Consider the following 19,416-nt stretch of genomic DNA (forward strand, 5'->3'; position numbering starts at 1 on the left):
AACGATGAAAAAATATATAATTCCAGTTATCAGTTTCCTGCTTGCAGCATCTATATCAGGCTGCCAGAAATGGAAAGGCGAACATACCGATATTTATACTTATACGCCACCAGCCGCAAGTCCGGTTAGTGATAAAGCGCCACTTTCGTGCAGTACATCAGGTTCAACAGTAATATCTGTAAAAGGTACCATGCTAAGTGGTAAAACTTATACCGTAGAAGCGGGTTGCGATCTGGTGATTAATGCCACAGACACTTTGTTAATGCAGCCGGGTGTAACCTTAAATATGGGCTTGGGTAGCAGCTTAATTGCTTTAGGCACATTGGTTAGTAATGGATCAAAAGATGCACCCAACTGGATCACCGTTGCCGGCGTAACTAAAAACGATGCCCCTGGAGGCCTTACAGCCGCTGCCGACCCTGCTTATGCCGGTAAATGGAAAGGCATTATTGGTGGCCCTACCTGTAACCTGCTTGTGTTACGTTGGACGCACGTTGAATTTGGCGGCTTAACCGAAGGCAAAGCTACTTCAACCATAGCAGGTTCAGGTACCGGTAACCAGTACAGCATTTTATTTGCCAACTACAAAGGCAACTTTATTATGGAAGATTCATGGTTATACGGCGGTGTGGATGATCCTATCCGTATCTCGGCCGGCAAGATCGCTATTTTCAGGAACACGTTTGAAAAGAACGGGGTAAGCGGCGGCGATTGTTTAAATGCTAAAGGCGGTACCGTTGGTACTATGGCTTATAATATGTTTATGGGTACAGCAACAAATGGTCAAAAAGCATCAAACAAAGGCCAGGCTACCGGCGCGCCGCAAACCAATATTGTAATGTACAACAATACATTTGTAAGCGGCGGTTATCGCCAGGTACAAAGCGGCCGTGGTGGTTGTATCAACTTTGAGGAAGGTGCCGCCGGCGCGTATTTTAATAACGTAGCCATCAACTGCAGATTTGGTTACCGCGTGGTAGGCAGTCCGATAGCCGATGTTGCCCACCTTACTTACGGTAACAACTATCAATGGGCCGATTCTTTAAGTGTGGCTAACCAGTTTTATCCAACCGGTTATATTACCCAGCCGCAGGTAACAGACATTCCGTCTATCACTACATCTGCTAAATATTTACCATCAACCTATACTTTAGGTTCTATTTACGATGGTAGTGATGTGGTGCAAAAAAACAATCCGATGTTCCTTAACTTCCCGTTACCTACCACCGGGCATCCGTTGTATCAATATAGTGCAATAGGGAGTTTTAACTTCCGTTTGCTGGCTAACTCACCATTGGTTGGTAAGGGTAATACTTCTATACAGCCGTTGATTACCGTACCGATTGATAAGATCTACGGTTTATCTGAAGCCACTGCTCCGGGTACCGACCTTGGCGCTTATCAGTTAAACGGTAGCGGTAACAAACACTAAAAATATTTGAATGATAACCGGTATTAAGCCCGGTTATCATTTTTACTAAAACGTAAAATGAGAAAAATTATAAGCGCTGTAGCGTTAATATTAATAAGCATATCAGCAGTAAAGGCACAAACCGCCGGTTTAAAAATTGTGTTCATCAGGCACGGCGAAAAGCCATTAAAGGGTGATAACTTAACCTGCCAGGGCCTAAACCGCTCGTTAAAACTTCCTGCGGTTATCACCTCAAAATTTGGTGTTCCTGCTTTTGTATTTGCACCCGGGCTTGGCTTGGGCGAAGCCACCAAACATGCCAGGATGTTTGAAACCCTTGTGCCGCTTGTTTCAAAATATAACCTTACAGTAAACAGTAGCCGTACCGAAAAAGATTCGTTAGGTATGGCTGCCGATCTTAAAAGCCGCAGCGGCGTTGTATTGGTATCGTGGGAGCATGGCGGTATAGCCCCAATTGTAAGGGCTTTGGGCGTAACAGAAGCTGGTTTAAAATGGCCTGACACTGATTATGACAGCATTTGGATAGTTACATTTAACAACGGCACAGCAATTTTAACCCGGGACAACGAGGGAATAAAACCTTCGGCCGACTGTAATTTTTAAAAATATTTTGTTTACGAAACAACTTTGTTACACAAACATCAATAGTAAATGAATTTTAGATAGATTGTTAACAACATATTAACATTTGATTTACCTCACCATTAAATTGGTGGGGTTTCTTTGCGTGGACTTTTTTAACCCCATAGCAAATGAAGAAACTTATACCCCTGTTAATTCTACTTCAGCTTACCATATGCAGCTTTGCATTTGCCAGCGGTACAATTAAAGGAACCGTTACCGATAAGAAAACCGGTGAACCGCTTGTTGGCGCCACGGTAAGTATCCACAGTAAAACCTCAGGTTACAAAATATCAACAGGCGTTGGGCTTGATGGTAGTTTTGTATTTAAAAACGTACCCGCAGGCAGCTACGAAATTGATGCCCGCTATGTTGCCTTTGATAAAGAAGACAAAAATATTGAGGTACAGGATGGTGTTACTACAACTGTAAACCTGGCGCTAAAAACCAAAGACAACAATCTTAACGAAGTAACCGTAACCGGCCACGGAGACCGGACATCTGACAAGGCCGCTCAAAGCGCGGAGCGCCGTTCGCCGCAAATATTAAACGCGGTATCGGCACGTACCATTGAGGCCTCACCGGATATTACTATTGCCAACGTAACGCAAAGGGTATCTGGCGTATCTGTTGATCGTAGCGCAAATGGCGAGGCTCAATACGCCATTATACGCGGCATGGATGCACGTTACCAATATACGTTGGTTAATGGTGTGAAAATTCCGAGTCCCGATAATAAAAACAGGTACGTGCCTTTGGATATTTTTCCGGCCGATATTGTTGATCGTTTAGAAGTATCAAAATCGCTTACTGCTAACATGGAAGGCGATGCAATAGGCGGTGCCATTAACCTGGTTTTAAAAGATGCTCCCGATGAATTTACTGTGCGCGGCAACTTAGCGACTGGTTTAGCCGCTAATTTTTTTAATAAAGGCTTTACCGGTTTTGATCGCAGCGCGAGTTTGCAAACGTCACCGCGTGCCGATGGGCGTAATGCTACCGGCGCCGATTTTGCCACCAATCCGTTCCATTATAGCGAAAACAAGGTTCCCCTGGCAACTATAGCGGGTTTAAGCATTGGCGGGCGTACAGCCGATAAAAAGTTTGGAGCCTTATTGGCCTTGAGCTATCAAAATACTTACAGGCTTACCAACAGTACATTTTTTAGTACCGAAGTAAACCCATCGAATAACCAGCCCCTGGTAACCGATATTGAAAAACGAACCTATAACATTCAACAACAACGTACCGGTATTTTAACCAAATTTGATTATAAGTTTAATAATGCCAACAAAATTACGCTCGATTTAGATTATATCAACCTGGCTCAAAACAACTACAGGTTTAGCTCAGATACAAGTTTAGAGCTTGGCAGGGCTGGCATTGGTACTGGCAGGGTAAGTCAAACTTATCGTAGCGACCGTACCATTCAAACCATTAAAAACGGTAATTTGCATGGCGATCATAGGTTGACCGATGCCTTTAGCATTAATTGGACGGCGGTATACTCCAAAGCAACCGCCAACGAACCCGACAGGGCTGAACTGAATTTAAATACCGGCCGCAACGTGCAAAGCGATGGTAGCATTGTACAGGCACCGTACACTTTTGACGGTTTAAAAGCCCAAAGCCGCACCTTTAGCAAAAACTCTGATGAGGATAAAACCGGTTTTCTTAATTTTATTTATAAGCCAACCCTGTTTAATACCAACTTTGAGCTAAGCGCCGGCGGTATGTACCGCGATAAAACAAGGCACAGTAGTTTTGACGAGTATGATTTAAGGCCGGGTGCAAGCAATACCGCCCAAACATTTACCGGGAATGTTGATAATAATACTTTTGATTTGTTTAACACCCAGGGTACGCCTACAAACGCGCTTAACTATGATTTTACCGAAAAAGTAGGCGCAGGTTACGCGCAGGTTAAATTTACCGCAGGCAAATTATTGACTATTGCCGGCTTAAGATATGAGCATACCAGCCAAAGCTGGCTTACCCAGGCCGATGCATCTGTTGAAGGTAAAACCGGCAGCATTAAATATTACGATTTGTTGCCAAGTGTAAACTTTAAATATCAGTTTAACGATAAGCAGGATATTCGCTTATCATACTATTCGGCCATAAGCCGACCTAATTTTTATGAGTTGGTACCACATACAGCCGGTGATCCCGACGCGCTTTATGACGAGCAGGGTAACCCTAATTTGAAACGTATCACTGCCGAAAATTTTGATTTACGGTATGAGCTTTTTCCTAAAGCCCTTGATCAGTTATTGGTAGGGGTATTTTATAAATCAATCCATAATCCGATTGAATACGCGATTGAAAAAAATGCTACCAGCTATGTGCTTAGGCCCGAAAACTTTGGCAATGCCACTAACTACGGTTTCGAACTTGATTTTACCAAATATTTCAGAAGCTTTGGTATCCGGGCCAACTACACTTACACCAATTCAAAAATAACTACCGATAAAGAAGAAGATTACCGTAACGATCAAGGTTTTGTAACCCATCGTACCGTACAGCAAACACGTTCATTACAGGGGCAATCAAAAAATATCGGTAACCTATCATTGCTGTACCGTAGTGTTAAAAATGGCTTAAACACGCAACTATCATTTGTTTACACCGGAGCCAGGTTAAATACGGTATCGCCATATTTAGATAATGACATTTGGCAAAAAGGCTTTACCACGCTCGATTTATCGGCCGATAAGCGTTTGTACGGTAACTTGTATCTGTATATAAAAGCAACCAACCTTTTAAATACACCTTATGAACTTGAAATAAGGAGGCCTTACCCAACGGATGCCGTCAATGTTGAGTTGCAAAAGGCAGGCGAAAATACTTCTGTTCGCAAAGATTTGTACAGGCAGTATTATATATTGGGTTTACGCTATAAACTATAATGAAATTAAAAATGAAAAATATAAATAAAATATATTGGGTATGCCTGTGTTTAATTACACTAAGCGCGTGCCATAAAGCCGAACTTGCAATTATTTCGGCACCGGTTAGGTTGGTTAGTAATGGCATTACATCCGATACTTTAAAAGGAGCTGTTAGGGGTACTATGCTGGCTGGTAAAACCTATTATTTTAAAACTGATATTACAGTTAATGAAGGCGATACCCTGCAAATGCAGGAGGGGGTTAAACTGATCGCTATCGGCGATGGCAAAACCTATCAAACCGCGCCCGAAATTATTATGCACGGTACTTTTATAAGCCTGGGTACCAAAGAAAAACCAAACTATATTACAGTGCAAAATGCCGATACCTATCATACCGAAGCCTTGGCGCAAAATTACACCGATGTTTTTAAAGGCTGGTGGGGTGGCATAGTTTGCTGGCCCGATCCTTCATCAAAAAATCCTGCTCCAGGCGGCGACCTGATTATTAAATGGACACATCTTGAATTGGCCGGCGGCCCTGCAAGCGGAAATGAGACTGGTGTTTACGCCAGCGGCGATCCCCGGTATATTATTTACTTCGGAAACATCACCAAAAAATTTATCCTCGAAGATTCATGGGTATTTGGTGCCAAAGATGATGCGATAAGGGTAAGTGGCGGTAAAATAAGTATTATGCGTAATACTTTTGAGCTTTGCGGCCAATTGGGAGGCGAGTTTTTTAACATGAAGAGTGGCACCGTTGGCGATTTAGCTTACAACTTTTTTATAGGCGCGGCAACGAACGCTTTAAAGGCATCTGATGCCGGTAGTTCTGGCACACAAACCAACGTTGCCATGTATAATAATACAATGGTAAATTGCGGTTTTAGGCAAACAAAATCAGGCAGGGGCGGTTCAATCAACTTTGAAAAAGCCGCAAGGGGTATGGTTTACAATAATTTAATAGCCAACTGTCGTTTCGGTTTGCGTTTAACCAGCGATGCTGATTTAACCAATATTAAATACAATAACCAGTATTTTTATGGATCTACTCAGAAGATTGTTGACTTATTCCAGGCCGCTGATGGGGTAAGTACTTTCCAATCTGCCGATATACATTCAACTACGCCAAAAGAAAACGATCCAACTTTTTACGGTTACGATCTTACCGCTTTTGATTATACTGCAAACCCTGGTCCAATGACAGTATCGGTGCAAACACCGGCTGCTGTTTTGGTGGGTACATCAAACTTCAGACTGAAAGCTGGCTCAAAAGGCGTAAATGCAGGTAACGTTAATTTTAGCCCGATAGCTTCGGTTACGGCAACCGGTGATTATGGTACAACGATAACCCTGCCGGGTAAAGATATCGGTGCTTACCAAAGCGATGGTACAGGTAACCAGCACTAATAAACATTACACTAATAACTAAACTAAAACTTGCAAGGATCAGTCTGAAAACTGATCCTTGTGTTTTTAAAGTAAGCCCCTCTGAATGGGCGACTTGAAGAAGTTATCTTATTAAGGTGTTTAAAACTAAATAAATCGTCATTATGAGGAGGAACGACGAAGCAATCCCCAAATTACAGGGCGGATTTGCACAGCGACTCTGTAAATTGGGGATTGCTTCGTGCCTTATAATGACGTCCACGCAAGTTGTTGATTATCAAATATGTTTTTTTTGTAGAGACGCAATATTTTGCGTCTCCCGCTATACAGAGTGGATTTGTGAGATTTTAAATTTGCGTGTTGCATTTGCACGCGGGAGACGCAAAATGTTGCGTCTCTACACAAGCGCGTTAACGATGTCATCACTATTTTTTTCAGGTTTATCCTTGATCGATACTCGCAATGACGTTTTATTTTTTGTGCCATAGTATTTTGTGAAATCATTTTAAACAGTTTCTTAGCATCATGAAAAAAGCCATCTTATACCTCCTTTTTTTAGTCGCTTTTGCTACCAATGCATCGGCACAGGATTGTGGTACCGCCTTTTTAGGTACCAAAACTTTGTATAAAGCACCAGTTGTAAAGTATACACCTGTGCCTAAAGGGTATGAGCCGGTTTTTATAAACCACGTTGGCAGGCACGGGGCAAGGCATTTAACCAAGGATGTAAAAGCCGCTTTTATTTACAGCGTTTTGCTAAAAGCAGATAGCGCCGGCATGCTTACCGAAAAAGGTGAACTGCTAAAGCAAATGATACTTAATTTGCAAAAGGTAGAGAAAGGCAATACTAAATCAATATCAGCCGAAGGCCGCGAAGAATTGCAGAGTATTGGTAGCCGAATGTATAGCAATTACGCCCAAGTATTTGCAGGTAAACCCAAATTGAATGTAACCATCACCAAAGAGATCCGCACCAAGCAAAGCGCGGATGCTTTTTTATCGGGCTTAAAAACTAAGCTCAAAGATTCGGTGCAAATTGTTGAAGCTAATGATGATGTAAACCTGCGTTTTTACGACGAATCGCCGGCGTATACCGCCTATGAAAAAAAGGGCGACTGGGATAAATACAAAGCCATTATTGCCAAAGCCGAACATATAAATGAGATCAACAAAACCATCGTATCGCGCCTTTTTAAAGCAGAATATTTAAAAACGCTTGATAATATGGAGGCCGATAAGATCATCAATGATATTTGGGGATTTGCTACTATTGTTTATTCTGTTCAAGGCGAGGCGAAACAGCTTGGTATCGAACCTAAGGAACTTGATTTTACCTCATTGTTCACCTGCGACGAACTGAAAGCTTTAGGAAGAACAGATAATGTCGAAGACTTCCTGGTAAAAGGTCCCGGGGCAAAAGCAGACGGTTTACAGGTGATTATAGCTGCACCATTGCTTGCCAATTTTATTACTACCACGGACGATTTTATCAAAACCCGCACATACAACGCCAATTTACGCTTTGCCCATGCCGAAACTATTTCACCATTTGCCGCACTTTTAGGCATTGAGGATGCCGATAAGGTATCATCCGATATTAACCAGTTTGATAGAGCCTGGCAGGCCTCAAAAGTGATCCCGCTAAGTTCCAACATTCAATGGATCTTTTATAAAAAGAAAGGGTCTGCAAATTACCTGGTTAAAATTTTACTGAATGAAAAAGAGGCACGCATTACCGGTTTGAAAAACGTTTCGCCATACTATAAATGGGCCGACATGCGCCGGTTTTATATAGCCAAACTGGTAAAGCTGAACTATAAATTAGGCGATGATGCGGCTGAGTTTTTGAAGAATGTGAAGTAAAAAGCTGCAGTTTTCTAAACTCCTCTCCACCCTGTCATTCTGAACGTTTGAAGGATCTATTTTACGCTATGCCTGTTCGCCCTGAAAGTTTGCGAATAGATGCTTCGTTTCTACCCATGACAAGTCCACCATGTCATTACGCGTTATAAAATCCGGGGGCTGTGAAGGTTGAAATGACAATCACCTTTAACCCCGCAGTCATGCTGAACTTGTTTCAGCACCCCACGCGCTAAGTATACATCATACGCAAAGCCTGTCCTGTGGGTTCCTGAAACAAGTTCAGGATGACTTCCTCTTTTATAACTTGTCATGGGTAGGAACGAAGCAATCTCATACGCTACAGGGAGGATCTGTATAGTTCGCGATTGCTTCGTGCCTCGCAATGACATGGCTTAATATTGTCATTTCACGTTCATAGTCCCCCGATTTTAAAACTACCCATGACAGGGTGAGGGGATAGTTTGTTTCGACGTTTCCACCTTCAAGGTCCGCCGGATTTTATAACTAAATGAACGATTCAATAAATCATATCATTCCTGTTATGCTGTTCCTTACAAATCACCCCAAATAAATCCTTGTTCCTTTATCTCAAAATCTTTAATCCAAAAAAATCCAAAACAAAACCAAAGCCTGATGTTTCTATTATAAAAACAGAACATTATGTCATTTGATCAATACCACGAACCTGTAAACGAATTATCGGCAGAAACCCGCACTTTTGCGCGCATGATTGTATCTCTTACCGAAGAAGCCGAAGCCATTAACTGGTATGAGCAACGTATTTCGGTAGAGACTGATAAAGCAGCCAAAGCCATAATGCAAAATGCCCAGCAAGAGGAATTTAAACATTTTGGGATGGATTTGGAATTTCTATTGCGTAAAAAGCCAATCTGGCGTACTACATTAAAAGCTATCCTGTTTCAAAAAGGGGATATTGTAGAACTTGGTAGCAAAGGCGAGGAAGCAGCCGAAGACTAATAAGTGATGGTTAACGAAAGAATAAAATTAATACAGGGCGACATTACCAAAGTCAACGCTGATGCTATTGTTAACGCTGCTAACACCTCGTTATTAGGTGGTGGCGGTGTTGATGGTGCCATACACCGCGCCGGCGGTAAAGCCATACTGGAGGAATGTATCCAGATCCGCAACCGGCAGGGCGGCTGCAAAACCGGCGAAGCAGTGATTACTACCGGTGGTAATCTGCCTGCTAAATACGTAATCCATACCGTTGGGCCGGTTTATAATAACGGCAGTAAAGGAGAGGATGGTTTGCTGGCTTCTGCCTATTTAAACAGCCTGAAATTAGCTGCCGAAAATCACCTGGAAACTATCGCGTTCCCCAATATCAGCACGGGTATTTATCATTTCCCTAAAACGAAAGCCGCCGCCATTGCCATCAAAACAGTTCAGGATTTTTTAGCGGAGAATGGGACTGTTAAGCAGGTGATCTTTGTATGCTTTGATGATGAAAATTGTGGGATTTATAAGGGGATGCTGTAGGTGTACCAATGTCATGCCGAACTTGTTTCGGTCATCCCCACAGGACAGGTAGTCATCATGCTGAAGACCTTGCTAATGGGATGACCGAAACGAGTTCGGCTGAATGATTAATGATAATTACTCGCTCCGCTATTTAAACATTTGAAGCACTTCTTCGGCATTTTGATCGCCAATGAGGATCAGGTCGTGGGTTGCAGTTTTATTGTAAGGCGTTTCCGGCGATTCGATCATGATCCTGCCGCTTTGAGGGTAATAGCCCATTCCCCATTTTGGTTGGGTATTGATAAAAACGGTTTTAACGTCCTTTCGCCTGATGATGAAATTTTGTTTGTCGGTATCAATAAATTGATCATTCCCCATGTTCTTATCCAAATACTTTTCTGCTTTCTTTTTGCTTACATAAGCTTCCGGATTGTGCATTACATCGCGAGGAATACTTGTGCCAATACCAAAATTGGGCTGCACGGTGATATAGCCGTTTACTTTGGCACCCATGATGAGGCTATCGTTAATGGTTATCTCATAAATACAGTTCGACATCCCTTTGTATTCCATCGCTATAAAACGACCTGATTTTGCTGTAGTATCGGCAGGATGCTGGTTTAAAAAGAATAATAGTAAAAGTAGTTTCATTGAGCAGGTATTTAAGTCAAATATACATCTTCATCAATTATCACCTTGAAATAATAGCACCAAACAAATCATGCTAATCAAAAGCTCCCCCTTCAGGGGGCTGGGGGCCTCTACATCCTCCCTACATTGTAACACCTTAGTGTTATTTATACAATGCATTATTTTATTCTCTTATATTTGAAATACTAACCGCAATTCATCTACATGAGAAAAAAATATTACCTGCCACGCGTATGCGCGGCATCGGCGCTGTTGACTATGCTGGCCTTGCAGTCATCGGCACAACAAAAAAATATTTACCATAAAGGCTGGATAGATTTTAACAAGAACGGCAAAATGGATTTGTTTGAAGATCCCTCACAAACCATTGAAAAACGAGTTGCCGATCTGTTAAGCCAAATGACCATTGAAGAAAAAACCTGCCAGATGGCCACCCTTTATGGCTACAAACGGGTTTTAAAAGACGAAATGCCTATCCCCAATTGGAAAAACGAGATCTGGAAGGATGGCATAGCCAACATTGATGAGGAATTAAATAACCTCACGTCGCATACGGATGATGCGCCTACGCAGTATTCCTTTCCGTTCAGCAAACATGCCTCGGCAATTAACACCATTCAAAAATGGTTTGTAGAAGAAACCCGGATGGGTATCCCCGTTGATTTTACAAACGAGGGGATTCACGGCCTAAATCATGACCGTGCTACGCCGTTACCGGCGCCTATAGGTATTGGCAGTACCTTTGATAAGCAACTGGTGCGCCAGGCCGGCCAAACGGTTGGTCGCGAAGCACGGGCTTTGGGGTATACCAACGTTTACGCGCCCATTCTTGATCCCGCCCGCGACCAGCGTTGGGGTCGTGTAGTTGAATGTTATGGCGAAGACCCTTTCCACATTGCCGAAATGGGTAAGCAAATGGTTTTAGGCATGCAGGAAGAAAACATTGCCTCGACGCTTAAACACTTCGCGGTATACAGCGTTCCAAAAGGCGGCCGGGATGGCAGTGCCCGTACCGATCCGCATGTGGCACCGCGGGAAATGTACCAGGTGTACTTGTATCCTTTCCGCAGGGTAATCCAGGAAGCACATCCCATGGGCGTAATGAGTAGTTATAACGATTGGGATGGCGTCCCCATTACCGGTAGCTATTACTTTTTAACACAGCTGTTGCGCCAGCAGTTTGGCTTTAACGGCTATGTAGTAAGCGATAGCGAAGCGGTAGAGTTTTTATACTCCAAACACCACGTAGCTGCCGATTACAAAGAGGCCGTAAGGCAGGCGGTTGAAGCGGGACTTAACGTGCGCACCAACTTTACCATGCCGCAAACTTTCATCTTGCCGCTGCGTGAGCTGATCAAAGAAAACAAGATCTCGATGAAGGTGATCGATTCGAGGGTGGGAGACGTACTGCGGGTAAAAATGCGCCTGGGCTTGTTTGACAGCCCTTATGTTAAAGATCCGAAAGCGGCCGATAAATTGGTGCATACCGCCGATGATGAGGCAATGTCGCTTAAAATGAACCGCGAATCGATGGTATTGCTAAAAAATGAGGGGAATTTGTTGCCGCTTGATTTGAAAAAAACGCCAAGGATTTTAGTTGCCGGCCCGCTGGCTACCGAAACTAATTATGCGATTAGCAGGTACGGCCCGTCGCATAATCCGATAACTACTGTTTTAAAAGGAATTCAGGATTATGTTGGCGATAAAGGTGTTGTTGTTAACGCAAAAGGATGCGATATAGTAGATGCCACCTGGCCCGAAAGTGAGATCATTGAAACACCTTTAACGGATAAAGAACAGATAGAAATTAATAATGCCGTAACCCAGGCCAAAAATGTAGATGTGATTATAGCCGTTGTGGGCGAGGATGTGGATAGGGTAGGCGAAAGTCTGTCGCGTACAGGTTTAAATCTTCCTGGCCGCCAATTAAAGCTGATACAGGCCTTGCAAGCTACGGGTAAGCCGGTGGTTATGGTGATGATAAACGGGCAGCCGCTTACCATCAACTGGGAAAACAAATACGTGCCTGCTATTTTAGAGGCCTGGTTCCCCAGCGTACAAAGCGGCCGTATAATTGCCGAAACCTTGTTTGGCGACAATAACCCTGGCGGCAAATTGCCTATCACGTTCCCTAAAACTACCGGACAAATTGAATTTAATTTTCCGTTTAAGCCCAACGCGCAAGCCGGGCAGGGTGGACAAAACAGCTGGGGCAAAACCAGCGTGAACGGTGCATTATATCCATATGGTTTTGGGTTAAGCTACACCACATTTGAATATAGTAACCTAATAGTATTACCAGAGAAGGAGAACGCCCAGGGCGATGTGCAGGTAAGCGTTGATGTTACTAATACAGGCGCACGTGCCGGCGATGACGTGGTGCAGCTTTATCTTAAAGACGAAATAAGCAGTGTTACCACCTACGAGTATGACCTGCGCGGCTTTGAGCGTGTAAACCTTAAACCTGGCGAAAAAAAGACCATACAATTTATCCTGCACCCCGATGATTTGGCCTTATTGGATAAAAATATGAACTGGACTGTTGAGCCCGGTAAATTTATGGTGATGATAGGTAACTCATCTGAAGATATTAAGTTGAAAAAGGAATTTGAAGTACAATAAAGCTGAAAGCCGAAGGCAGAAAGCTTAAAGCAGAATTTAAAATTTGGAGACTTGCGGATGATTTTTTCGCAAGTCTTTTTTGTAATATTGAGGTATGATAGAGGATATGCATTTAAACGATTCATGGGCTGCCGGTGAGTTTTATACTGACGATTTGCCCGTATTAATCAGATATAGGCCGCACCTGCAAAATTTTGCGGAGACCGGACTTTATCAGTACCGGATGGATATTATTTGGGAATATGAGCCCGATACCGAAGCATTACTGCCAGACAGTGCCACGCTTGCCCTGATGAAGGAGGTAGAGGACGCATTGGTTTCCGTAATGGAAGAAGATAACCAAACAATACTGGCTTTTGTTATTACTGGCGATAATGAAAGATGGTGGGCATGGTATACCACAGATGTTGATATCGCTGGCGAAAGGTTAAATATTGCTTTGGCAAAGTTTGATCCGCTACCTATTACTATTGTTTCCAATGATGACCCGGATTGGGACGAGTACACGGGGGTGCTGGAGGATTTTAGTGAAGAAGAATAGAGCATAATTATGGATTGCGATACACCTTAGCTCTGCCATAAGTATATCATTGATCAGGCAATAATGGAAATACCATGATTACATCAACCCAACAAATTATACCCATGCTATCCTATGAGGATGGCGTGGCCGCTATGGAGTGGCTTTGTGAAGTATTCGGTTTTACCGAAATAACCCGCATGACCACCGGGCAGGGGCGACTTGCCCACGGTGAAATTGCCATGAGGGATAGCTTGGTAATGCTTGCCGAACCAACTCCTGATTACCAAAGCCCTAAACACCATATTGAGAATTGTGCTATAGCTGCTAAAGCATACCAAGTTCCTTATATTATTAACGGCGTTTTAGTTTATGTAGATGATGTAAAAGCGCATTTTGTGCATGCTAAGGCAACCGGCGCAACTATACTATCTGAACTTGAAGAAGGTTACCCAGGTAGTCGCTATCGTGCCGCCGATCTCGAAGGGCAGCGATGGATGTTTATGGAAAAAAAATGATCATTAACCTTAATCATGAAACACCAAAATAGCATATTGATTATATTGCTGGCAACGCTTGCGGCATGCTCATCTGCTGAAAAAAAAACGCCGCAAAGAAAAACACATAAACGTATTTCAGCTTCCGAAAAAAGCATCACTGCTAAGCTTCAGTTTGCGCAAAAAGCTAACCTAATTACCGGAGATACCTTCACTGTTGACTCTTTAGCGGCAGTGATTACAATTTTGGATGCTGCCGAAATACAAAAACGCCACAAAGCATCAAAGGATGACGAGTTTTATACCGGTGCCGATGACCAGATGTTTTATATGTCTGAAGCGCAAACCTATCTTAAAAAACAGCATCTCAAAATTGTAGATGTTCCACCGGGTTATAAATACCTGCAATTCAGGCAGGCAAGCGGCGTAATACACAAAATTAAACTGGATACCGTTGCATTTATATCCAATTTGTATTTTTTCGATCCCCATAAAAAGCTGCACAATGTCGATGTAACGGATGTAGAAGGCGAGTATAAAAAGTATTTTGGCAAATAGCTTCCTCTCCAGTGATATGATGAAAAAGCAAATGGACTGAATAATCTAAATTCTTCTTCTAAAATTCTATAACCCCCATCTACAAAATATTATAACCTATATTACCATTCTGTTAAGTTTGTTTATTTTTGCCAATTAATCAGCCAGTTAAAAACCGTAATATTTACAGTTGTACTTTAATACTTTATTTATATTTTTATAAACTTTAAAGACTTATATTAGGTCTTTTAAAATCATTAACTATTAATTATTGAATGGAACCCGAAAATAAAGGTATCAAGGGCAGTCAGCTAAAAAACATGATCATTAAACGGCTTTACTTTAATAAAGCCATGTCATGCGCCGGACTGAGCGATTTGTTTGACAAAAGTATTCCATCAATAGCCAAAGCCGTAAATGAACTAATGCATGAGGGCTTTGTGGTTGAGCATGGCTACGCTCCTTCAAGTGGTGGCCGCAGGCCGCTTATGTACTCGGTTAAAGCCAATGCCATGTACATCCTTGCTGTGGCACTTGATCAGCTTACAGCCCGTATCCAGTTGTTTGATCTACAGAATAGCCCCGTTGCAGACATGCTTACTTTTGAGCTGAAACTGCTTAATAACGCCAACGCTTTAACCATCCTTACCAACCAGATCAATAGCTACATTAAAGACTCTGGCATAGCAAAGGGCAAGATAGCCGGTATCGGTATCGGTATGCCCGGTTTTATCAACGTAACCGAAGGTATTAACTATACCTATCTTGATGCAAACGGAAGCCTTACAGCTTACCTTACCGAACATACGGGCATTACAACCTATATCGATAACGATTCGAGCTTAATAGCCCTTGCCGAGCAGAAGTTTGGCATAGCCAAAGCCCAAACCGAAGTAATGGTGATTAACCTGGGCTGGGGTATAGGCCTGGGGATGATCGTAAATGGTAAACTGTTTCGCGGCCATACCGGTTTCGCGGGCGAGTTAAGCCACATCCCCTTATCTGAAGATGGCTCTCTTTGTGAATGCGGTAAACGTGGTTGCCTTGAGGCTGAAGCATCGATGCTGGTGGTTGCTCAAAAAGCTATAGAAGGCATTAAACAGGGGCGTATAACCAGTTTAAAACATAATACAAACGATCATTCCAAACTGATGGGCGATGCCCTGTTAGATGCCGCCAATAACGGCGATCAGTTTGCGATAGAACTGTTATCAGATGCAGGCTACAAAATAGGGAAGGCCCTGGCCATCCTTATCCATATCATGAACCCGGCTACTATAGTATTAAGCGGTCGCGGAGCAAAGGTTGCTAAAATACTAATGGCACCTATTCAGCAGGCGCTACACAAATATTGTATACCCCGTTTATCTAAAGGGACCGAGCTGTTGGTATCAGAACTTGGCTTTGATGCCGAGTTAATCGGCGCCGCGGTATTGGTAATGGAAAACTTCGATAAATCGGTAAAAGCCAAAGTAAGTAAAGCGACTAAGACGATAGCCTAATTTTAATTTGAGGATTTGAAAATTTGAGAATTTGAAGATGCTGTTATATAGCCTGTTTAAATTTATTTCAAAAATATTTTTATACACTTCGTTGAGCACCTATACACCCGTCATTGCGAGTTATAAAATCCGGCGGACTGTGAAGGTGGGGATGACAAAGCGAATTAAAACCCAATGTCATGCTGAACTTGTTTCAGCACCCCACTCGCTAAGTGTACTTCATGCGGAAAACCTGTCCTGTGGGGTCCTGAAACAAGTTCAGGATGACTTCCGTTTTTATAACTTGTCATGGGTAGGTACGAAGCAATCCCCGATTTACAGAGTCGCTGTGCAAATCCGCCCTGTAATTGGGGATTGCTTCGTTCCTCGCAATGACATAGCTTTATGTTGTCATTCCACCTTCAGAATTTCGCGAAATTTTACAACTCGCAATGACGATCTTTTTATTTTTAAACAGGCTCATAATAAAACTTTAGTTTTCGGATGGCGAGGTTCATTTTCAAATTTTCAAATCCTCGAATTTTCAAATAATTCTAAATAAATACCCTCCCCGAATACTCCATAGCTTCCTTGAATTTGTCCATATTAAGCCCTATGGGCTCGTTTTGTGATTGGAGATAACCTAATAGGCTTTCTGTTGCGATATTGCCTGTAAGATCGTCTGCGGCCATGGGGCAGCCTCCATAGCCCCTGATTGCTACATCAAATCGTTTGCAGCCACTTTTATAAGCAGCATCTATTTTAGGTTGCCAGGTATCTGGTGTGCTGTGCAGATGGATGCCAAATTCAGCCTGCGGAAACTGCCGGCAAAGTTCAGGATAAATATCACCGATCTGCGCTGCTCCGGCAATGCCAATGGTGTCAGCCAAAGCGATGTTATGAATACCTTCGTTAACTAACTTCGCTGTCCACTCATGAATAATACCCGTGCTCCAGTCATCTCCGTAAGGGTTACCAAAACCCATCGAAAGATAAACCAACAGTTTTTTATGATGCTTAACAGATAGCTCCTGCATCCGTTTTACATTATCAAAAGCCTGTGGGAGGGTGGTGTTGGTGTTGCGTAGCTGAAAAGTTTCTGATATCGAAAACGGATAACCCAGGTAGGTGATCTCCTCGTGTTTAACCGCATCTTCGGCACCACGATAGTTGGCTACTATGGCCAACAGTTTAGATTGCGTGCTACTCAGATCAAGGTTATTCAAAACTTCGGCAGTATCCTGCAATTGTGGGATGGCCTTAGCAGATACAAAGCTCCCAAAATCGATAGTATCAAAACCAACCTGCAAAAGCAGGTTAATATAAGCCGCTTTAACATCGGTTGGGATAAAATGAACTATCCCCTGCATAGCATCGCGCGGGCATTCGGTTATTTTTATAGTCATGAGTTTTGAGTGATGAGTTTTGAGTTTAGGCCTCAAATCTCAAAATCAAAGTTCTGAATTATTTATTTATAACTCAAAACCATATAGATGACACATGTGTTCACTCACTACTCACTACTCACTACTCACTACTCACTACTCACTACTCACTACTCACTACTCACTACTAATCCACCGTCACCGGCAAATGCTCTTGCTCGGTAAGTCCTTCTCGTTCAAATTTGCGGATAATAAGCCTTGTGCCGCCATTGTAGTTGATATAGCTTGACACCCAGTTGATGAACACAATAACCTTATTACGGCCGCCTAAAAGTGATATCAGGTGCACAAACATCCATACCAGCCAGGCAAAGAATCCCTGGAACCTGATTTTACCCAAATCGGCAACGGCTTTATTACGGCCAATGGTTGCTAACGAACCTTTATCAAAGTACTTGAACGGCGCTGTTGGTTCGTTATTGATTAACTGAATAATGGTTTTGCCCACGTGCGCCCCCATTTGTATAGCCACCTGCGCAACACCTGGGTGCCCTTTGGGAGTTTCGTCAGTGATCATGGCAGCTACGTCGCCTATGGCAAAAACATTGGGTGTGCCAATTACACGGCAAACGCTATCCACTTTAATGCGGTTACCACGTTCAATGTTTTCTTTTTCAATACCTTCGGGCACTACACCCATTACGCCTGCACTCCAGATCACCGTTTTGGTGCGGATGGTTTTGCCGCCTTCAAATTTAATTTCGTCGCCGTCGTAGCTTTCAACTTTAACGCCCAACAATACTTCAACCCCCATTTTGGTTAGGAACTCTTTAGCCGCTGCGGAAGCCTGATCTGAAAACGGTCCCAACACCTTTGGTAAAAAGTCAACCAGGTAAACCTTCATGTCTTCTTTTTTAAGCTCGGGGTAATCCTTGTTCAATACGTGGTTGCGTAATTCGGCTAATGAACCAGAGAGTTCAACACCGGTAGGACCGGCACCAACCAATACAAAGGTGAGGTAAGGTTCACGTTCTTCTCTCGATGGCTTTAAAAGTGCTTCCTCAATGTTTTGTAATACCGAATAACGCAGGTTAAGCGCCTCGGGTATCGATTTCATCGGCATCGCAAACTTTTCAATCTCCTTATTGCCAAAGAAATTGGTGGTAGATCCGGTGGCTATCACCAGGTAATCGTAGGCTATTTCGCCAATGGTGGTTTCAATGGTGTTTTTATCGGCATTAACTTTTAATACCTCGGCTATTCTAAAGCGGAAGTTTTTTTGGCTATCAAAGTTTTTACGCAATGAAAATGCTATCGACTCTGATTCCAGCCCACCCATGGCCACCTGGTACAACAAGGGCTGGAAGGTGTGGTAATTATGCTTATCCAGCATTAAAACATCTACCGGTTTATCTGCCAGTTTTTTGGCTACCTGCAGGCCGCCAAAACCGCCGCCTACTATAACTACTAATGGGAATTTTGAGCTATCTGATGTGTTCATATAACGAAGATTAGCCCCCTCTAAATCTCCCCCCTGTAGGGGAGACTTTGCCTTTCCATCGGGGATTTTGGGAAGGACTTGATGCTCGATCAATATTTATGCCGCATCTAACAGTAATGATCCTTTATGATTGCTAATGGAATGATCAACAGTATTTGAAAAGTTTCTACTGCAATTTTACACTATTTTCAAATACGAAAGCAACCCCATCTGTCTATTTTTTAGAACCTGGTTTCTTTTAAGCCCTCTCTTCTGGGGCTACTGTGTGTACACATCTTTCTAAAAAAAGAAAAATGTCATTTCGATAGAGCGAAGGAGGGGTATGAGACAGGGGCGAGAGAGAAATCTTATGCAAGCGACGAGAAACCGGTGCCTGTCGTATAAGATTTCTCCCCCTTACCCCGCAAAATCCCGCCCTTCAAGGGTTCGAAATGACAACGTTTTTGTTTAATGATACGATTTCAAAAGATGTGTACACACAGTAGCTTCTGGGAAGGGTTTGGGTGGGGCTCAAACAAAAAAGGCCCCAAATTTACTTT

The 19,416-nt window shown here is 42.9% G+C and carries 15 protein-coding genes; 12 read left to right on the forward strand and 3 right to left on the reverse strand.

Annotated elements, in window-relative coordinates; translation table 11 throughout:
• The first annotated feature begins 4 nt into the window (after nucleotides 1-4).
• The 7 genes from FHS10_RS18540 (at nucleotide 5) to FHS10_RS18570 (ending at nucleotide 9,701) form a co-directional block, all read left to right on the forward strand.
• Entirely contained in the window at nucleotides 5-1,432 is a 1,428-nt protein-coding gene (locus FHS10_RS18540; protein WP_259093314.1) for a hypothetical protein, read from the forward strand.
• A 57-nt stretch (nucleotides 1,433-1,489) separates the two neighbouring features.
• Nucleotides 1,490-2,035 carry a histidine phosphatase family protein gene (locus FHS10_RS18545; protein WP_259093316.1) on the forward strand — a complete coding sequence of 182 codons (546 nt, stop codon included), beginning with the start codon at nucleotides 1,490-1,492 and terminating at the stop codon, nucleotides 2,033-2,035.
• A gap of 149 nt (nucleotides 2,036-2,184) precedes the next feature.
• Nucleotides 2,185-4,962, forward strand: coding sequence for a TonB-dependent receptor (locus FHS10_RS18550; RefSeq protein ID WP_259093317.1), 2,778 nt, complete (start codon nucleotides 2,185-2,187; stop codon nucleotides 4,960-4,962).
• A gap of 11 nt (nucleotides 4,963-4,973) precedes the next feature.
• The gene (locus tag FHS10_RS18555; RefSeq protein WP_259093320.1) at nucleotides 4,974-6,356 is read left to right on the forward strand and encodes a hypothetical protein; all 1,383 of its coding nucleotides are present in this window, start codon (nucleotides 4,974-4,976) and stop codon (nucleotides 6,354-6,356) included.
• A gap of 504 nt (nucleotides 6,357-6,860) precedes the next feature.
• Nucleotides 6,861-8,198 (forward strand): histidine-type phosphatase, encoded by a 1,338-nt coding sequence (locus FHS10_RS18560; protein WP_259093321.1) that lies wholly within the window; start codon nucleotides 6,861-6,863, stop codon nucleotides 8,196-8,198.
• Nucleotides 8,199-8,858: 660 nt separating this feature from the next.
• The gene (locus tag FHS10_RS18565) at nucleotides 8,859-9,176 is read left to right on the forward strand and encodes a ferritin family protein (protein WP_259093325.1); all 318 of its coding nucleotides are present in this window, start codon (nucleotides 8,859-8,861) and stop codon (nucleotides 9,174-9,176) included.
• A gap of 6 nt (nucleotides 9,177-9,182) precedes the next feature.
• Nucleotides 9,183-9,701 carry an O-acetyl-ADP-ribose deacetylase gene (locus FHS10_RS18570; RefSeq protein WP_259093326.1) on the forward strand — a complete coding sequence of 173 codons (519 nt, stop codon included), beginning with the start codon at nucleotides 9,183-9,185 and terminating at the stop codon, nucleotides 9,699-9,701.
• A gap of 129 nt (nucleotides 9,702-9,830) precedes the next feature.
• Here the strand turns inward: FHS10_RS18570 and FHS10_RS18575 are convergent, their stop codons facing one another.
• Complete coding sequence (locus FHS10_RS18575; RefSeq protein ID WP_259093328.1) at nucleotides 9,831-10,334, reverse strand: hypothetical protein; 504 nt, start codon at nucleotides 10,332-10,334, stop codon at nucleotides 9,831-9,833.
• A gap of 204 nt (nucleotides 10,335-10,538) precedes the next feature.
• On the opposite strand from FHS10_RS18575, the gene FHS10_RS18580 reads away from it, so the two are divergent.
• The 5 genes from FHS10_RS18580 (at nucleotide 10,539) to FHS10_RS18600 (ending at nucleotide 16,012) form a co-directional block, all read left to right on the forward strand.
• Entirely contained in the window at nucleotides 10,539-12,956 is a 2,418-nt protein-coding gene (locus tag FHS10_RS18580; protein WP_259093330.1) for a glycoside hydrolase family 3 N-terminal domain-containing protein, read from the forward strand.
• 94 nt (nucleotides 12,957-13,050) lie between these two features.
• Nucleotides 13,051-13,497 (forward strand): DUF695 domain-containing protein, encoded by a 447-nt coding sequence (locus tag FHS10_RS18585; protein ID WP_259093331.1) that lies wholly within the window; start codon nucleotides 13,051-13,053, stop codon nucleotides 13,495-13,497.
• 74 nt (nucleotides 13,498-13,571) lie between these two features.
• The gene (locus tag FHS10_RS18590; RefSeq protein WP_259093333.1) at nucleotides 13,572-13,994 is read left to right on the forward strand and encodes a VOC family protein; all 423 of its coding nucleotides are present in this window, start codon (nucleotides 13,572-13,574) and stop codon (nucleotides 13,992-13,994) included.
• 15 nt (nucleotides 13,995-14,009) lie between these two features.
• The gene (locus FHS10_RS18595; protein ID WP_259093334.1) at nucleotides 14,010-14,531 is read left to right on the forward strand and encodes a hypothetical protein; all 522 of its coding nucleotides are present in this window, start codon (nucleotides 14,010-14,012) and stop codon (nucleotides 14,529-14,531) included.
• A 254-nt stretch (nucleotides 14,532-14,785) separates the two neighbouring features.
• Nucleotides 14,786-16,012 carry an ROK family protein gene (locus FHS10_RS18600; protein WP_259093336.1) on the forward strand — a complete coding sequence of 409 codons (1,227 nt, stop codon included), beginning with the start codon at nucleotides 14,786-14,788 and terminating at the stop codon, nucleotides 16,010-16,012.
• Nucleotides 16,013-16,545: 533 nt separating this feature from the next.
• On the opposite strand, the gene FHS10_RS18605 is transcribed toward FHS10_RS18600, so the two are convergent.
• The gene (locus tag FHS10_RS18605; RefSeq protein WP_259093337.1) at nucleotides 16,546-17,397 is read right to left on the reverse strand and encodes a hydroxymethylglutaryl-CoA lyase; all 852 of its coding nucleotides are present in this window, start codon (nucleotides 17,395-17,397) and stop codon (nucleotides 16,546-16,548) included.
• A gap of 166 nt (nucleotides 17,398-17,563) precedes the next feature.
• Nucleotides 17,564-18,877: an NAD(P)/FAD-dependent oxidoreductase gene (locus tag FHS10_RS18610; RefSeq protein WP_259093338.1), complete on the reverse strand. Its 1,314-nt coding sequence runs from the start codon at nucleotides 18,875-18,877 to the stop codon at nucleotides 17,564-17,566.
• Nucleotides 18,878-19,416: the final 539 nt, after the last annotated feature.

Origin of the sequence: Mucilaginibacter dorajii (assembly GCF_024808255.1) — a bacterium.
GTDB classification, from domain to species: Bacteria; Bacteroidota; Bacteroidia; order Sphingobacteriales; family Sphingobacteriaceae; genus Mucilaginibacter; species Mucilaginibacter dorajii.

Excerpts from the sequence above, each read along its gene's own strand:
- FHS10_RS18545 (WP_259093316.1), top strand. The coding sequence starts at position 1,490 with ATGAGAAAAATTATAAGCGCTGTAGCGTTAATATTAATAAGCATATCA.
- FHS10_RS18560 (WP_259093321.1), top strand. The coding sequence starts at position 6,861 with ATGAAAAAAGCCATCTTATACCTCCTTTTTTTAGTCGCTTTTGCTACC.
- FHS10_RS18600 (WP_259093336.1), top strand. The coding sequence starts at position 14,786 with ATGGAACCCGAAAATAAAGGTATCAAGGGCAGTCAGCTAAAAAACATG.
- FHS10_RS18585 (WP_259093331.1), top strand. The coding sequence starts at position 13,051 with ATGATAGAGGATATGCATTTAAACGATTCATGGGCTGCCGGTGAGTTT.
- FHS10_RS18590 (WP_259093333.1), top strand. The coding sequence starts at position 13,572 with ATGATTACATCAACCCAACAAATTATACCCATGCTATCCTATGAGGAT.
- FHS10_RS18595 (WP_259093334.1), top strand. The coding sequence starts at position 14,010 with ATGAAACACCAAAATAGCATATTGATTATATTGCTGGCAACGCTTGCG.
- FHS10_RS18555 (WP_259093320.1), top strand. The coding sequence starts at position 4,974 with ATGAAAAATATAAATAAAATATATTGGGTATGCCTGTGTTTAATTACA.
- FHS10_RS18540 (WP_259093314.1), top strand. The coding sequence starts at position 5 with ATGAAAAAATATATAATTCCAGTTATCAGTTTCCTGCTTGCAGCATCT.
- FHS10_RS18565 (WP_259093325.1), top strand. The coding sequence starts at position 8,859 with ATGTCATTTGATCAATACCACGAACCTGTAAACGAATTATCGGCAGAA.
- FHS10_RS18610 (WP_259093338.1), bottom strand. The coding sequence starts at position 18,877 with ATGAACACATCAGATAGCTCAAAATTCCCATTAGTAGTTATAGTAGGC.
- FHS10_RS18605 (WP_259093337.1), bottom strand. The coding sequence starts at position 17,397 with ATGACTATAAAAATAACCGAATGCCCGCGCGATGCTATGCAGGGGATA.
- FHS10_RS18580 (WP_259093330.1), top strand. The coding sequence starts at position 10,539 with ATGAGAAAAAAATATTACCTGCCACGCGTATGCGCGGCATCGGCGCTG.
- FHS10_RS18550 (WP_259093317.1), top strand. The coding sequence starts at position 2,185 with ATGAAGAAACTTATACCCCTGTTAATTCTACTTCAGCTTACCATATGC.
- FHS10_RS18570 (WP_259093326.1), top strand. The coding sequence starts at position 9,183 with ATGGTTAACGAAAGAATAAAATTAATACAGGGCGACATTACCAAAGTC.
- FHS10_RS18575 (WP_259093328.1), bottom strand. The coding sequence starts at position 10,334 with ATGAAACTACTTTTACTATTATTCTTTTTAAACCAGCATCCTGCCGAT.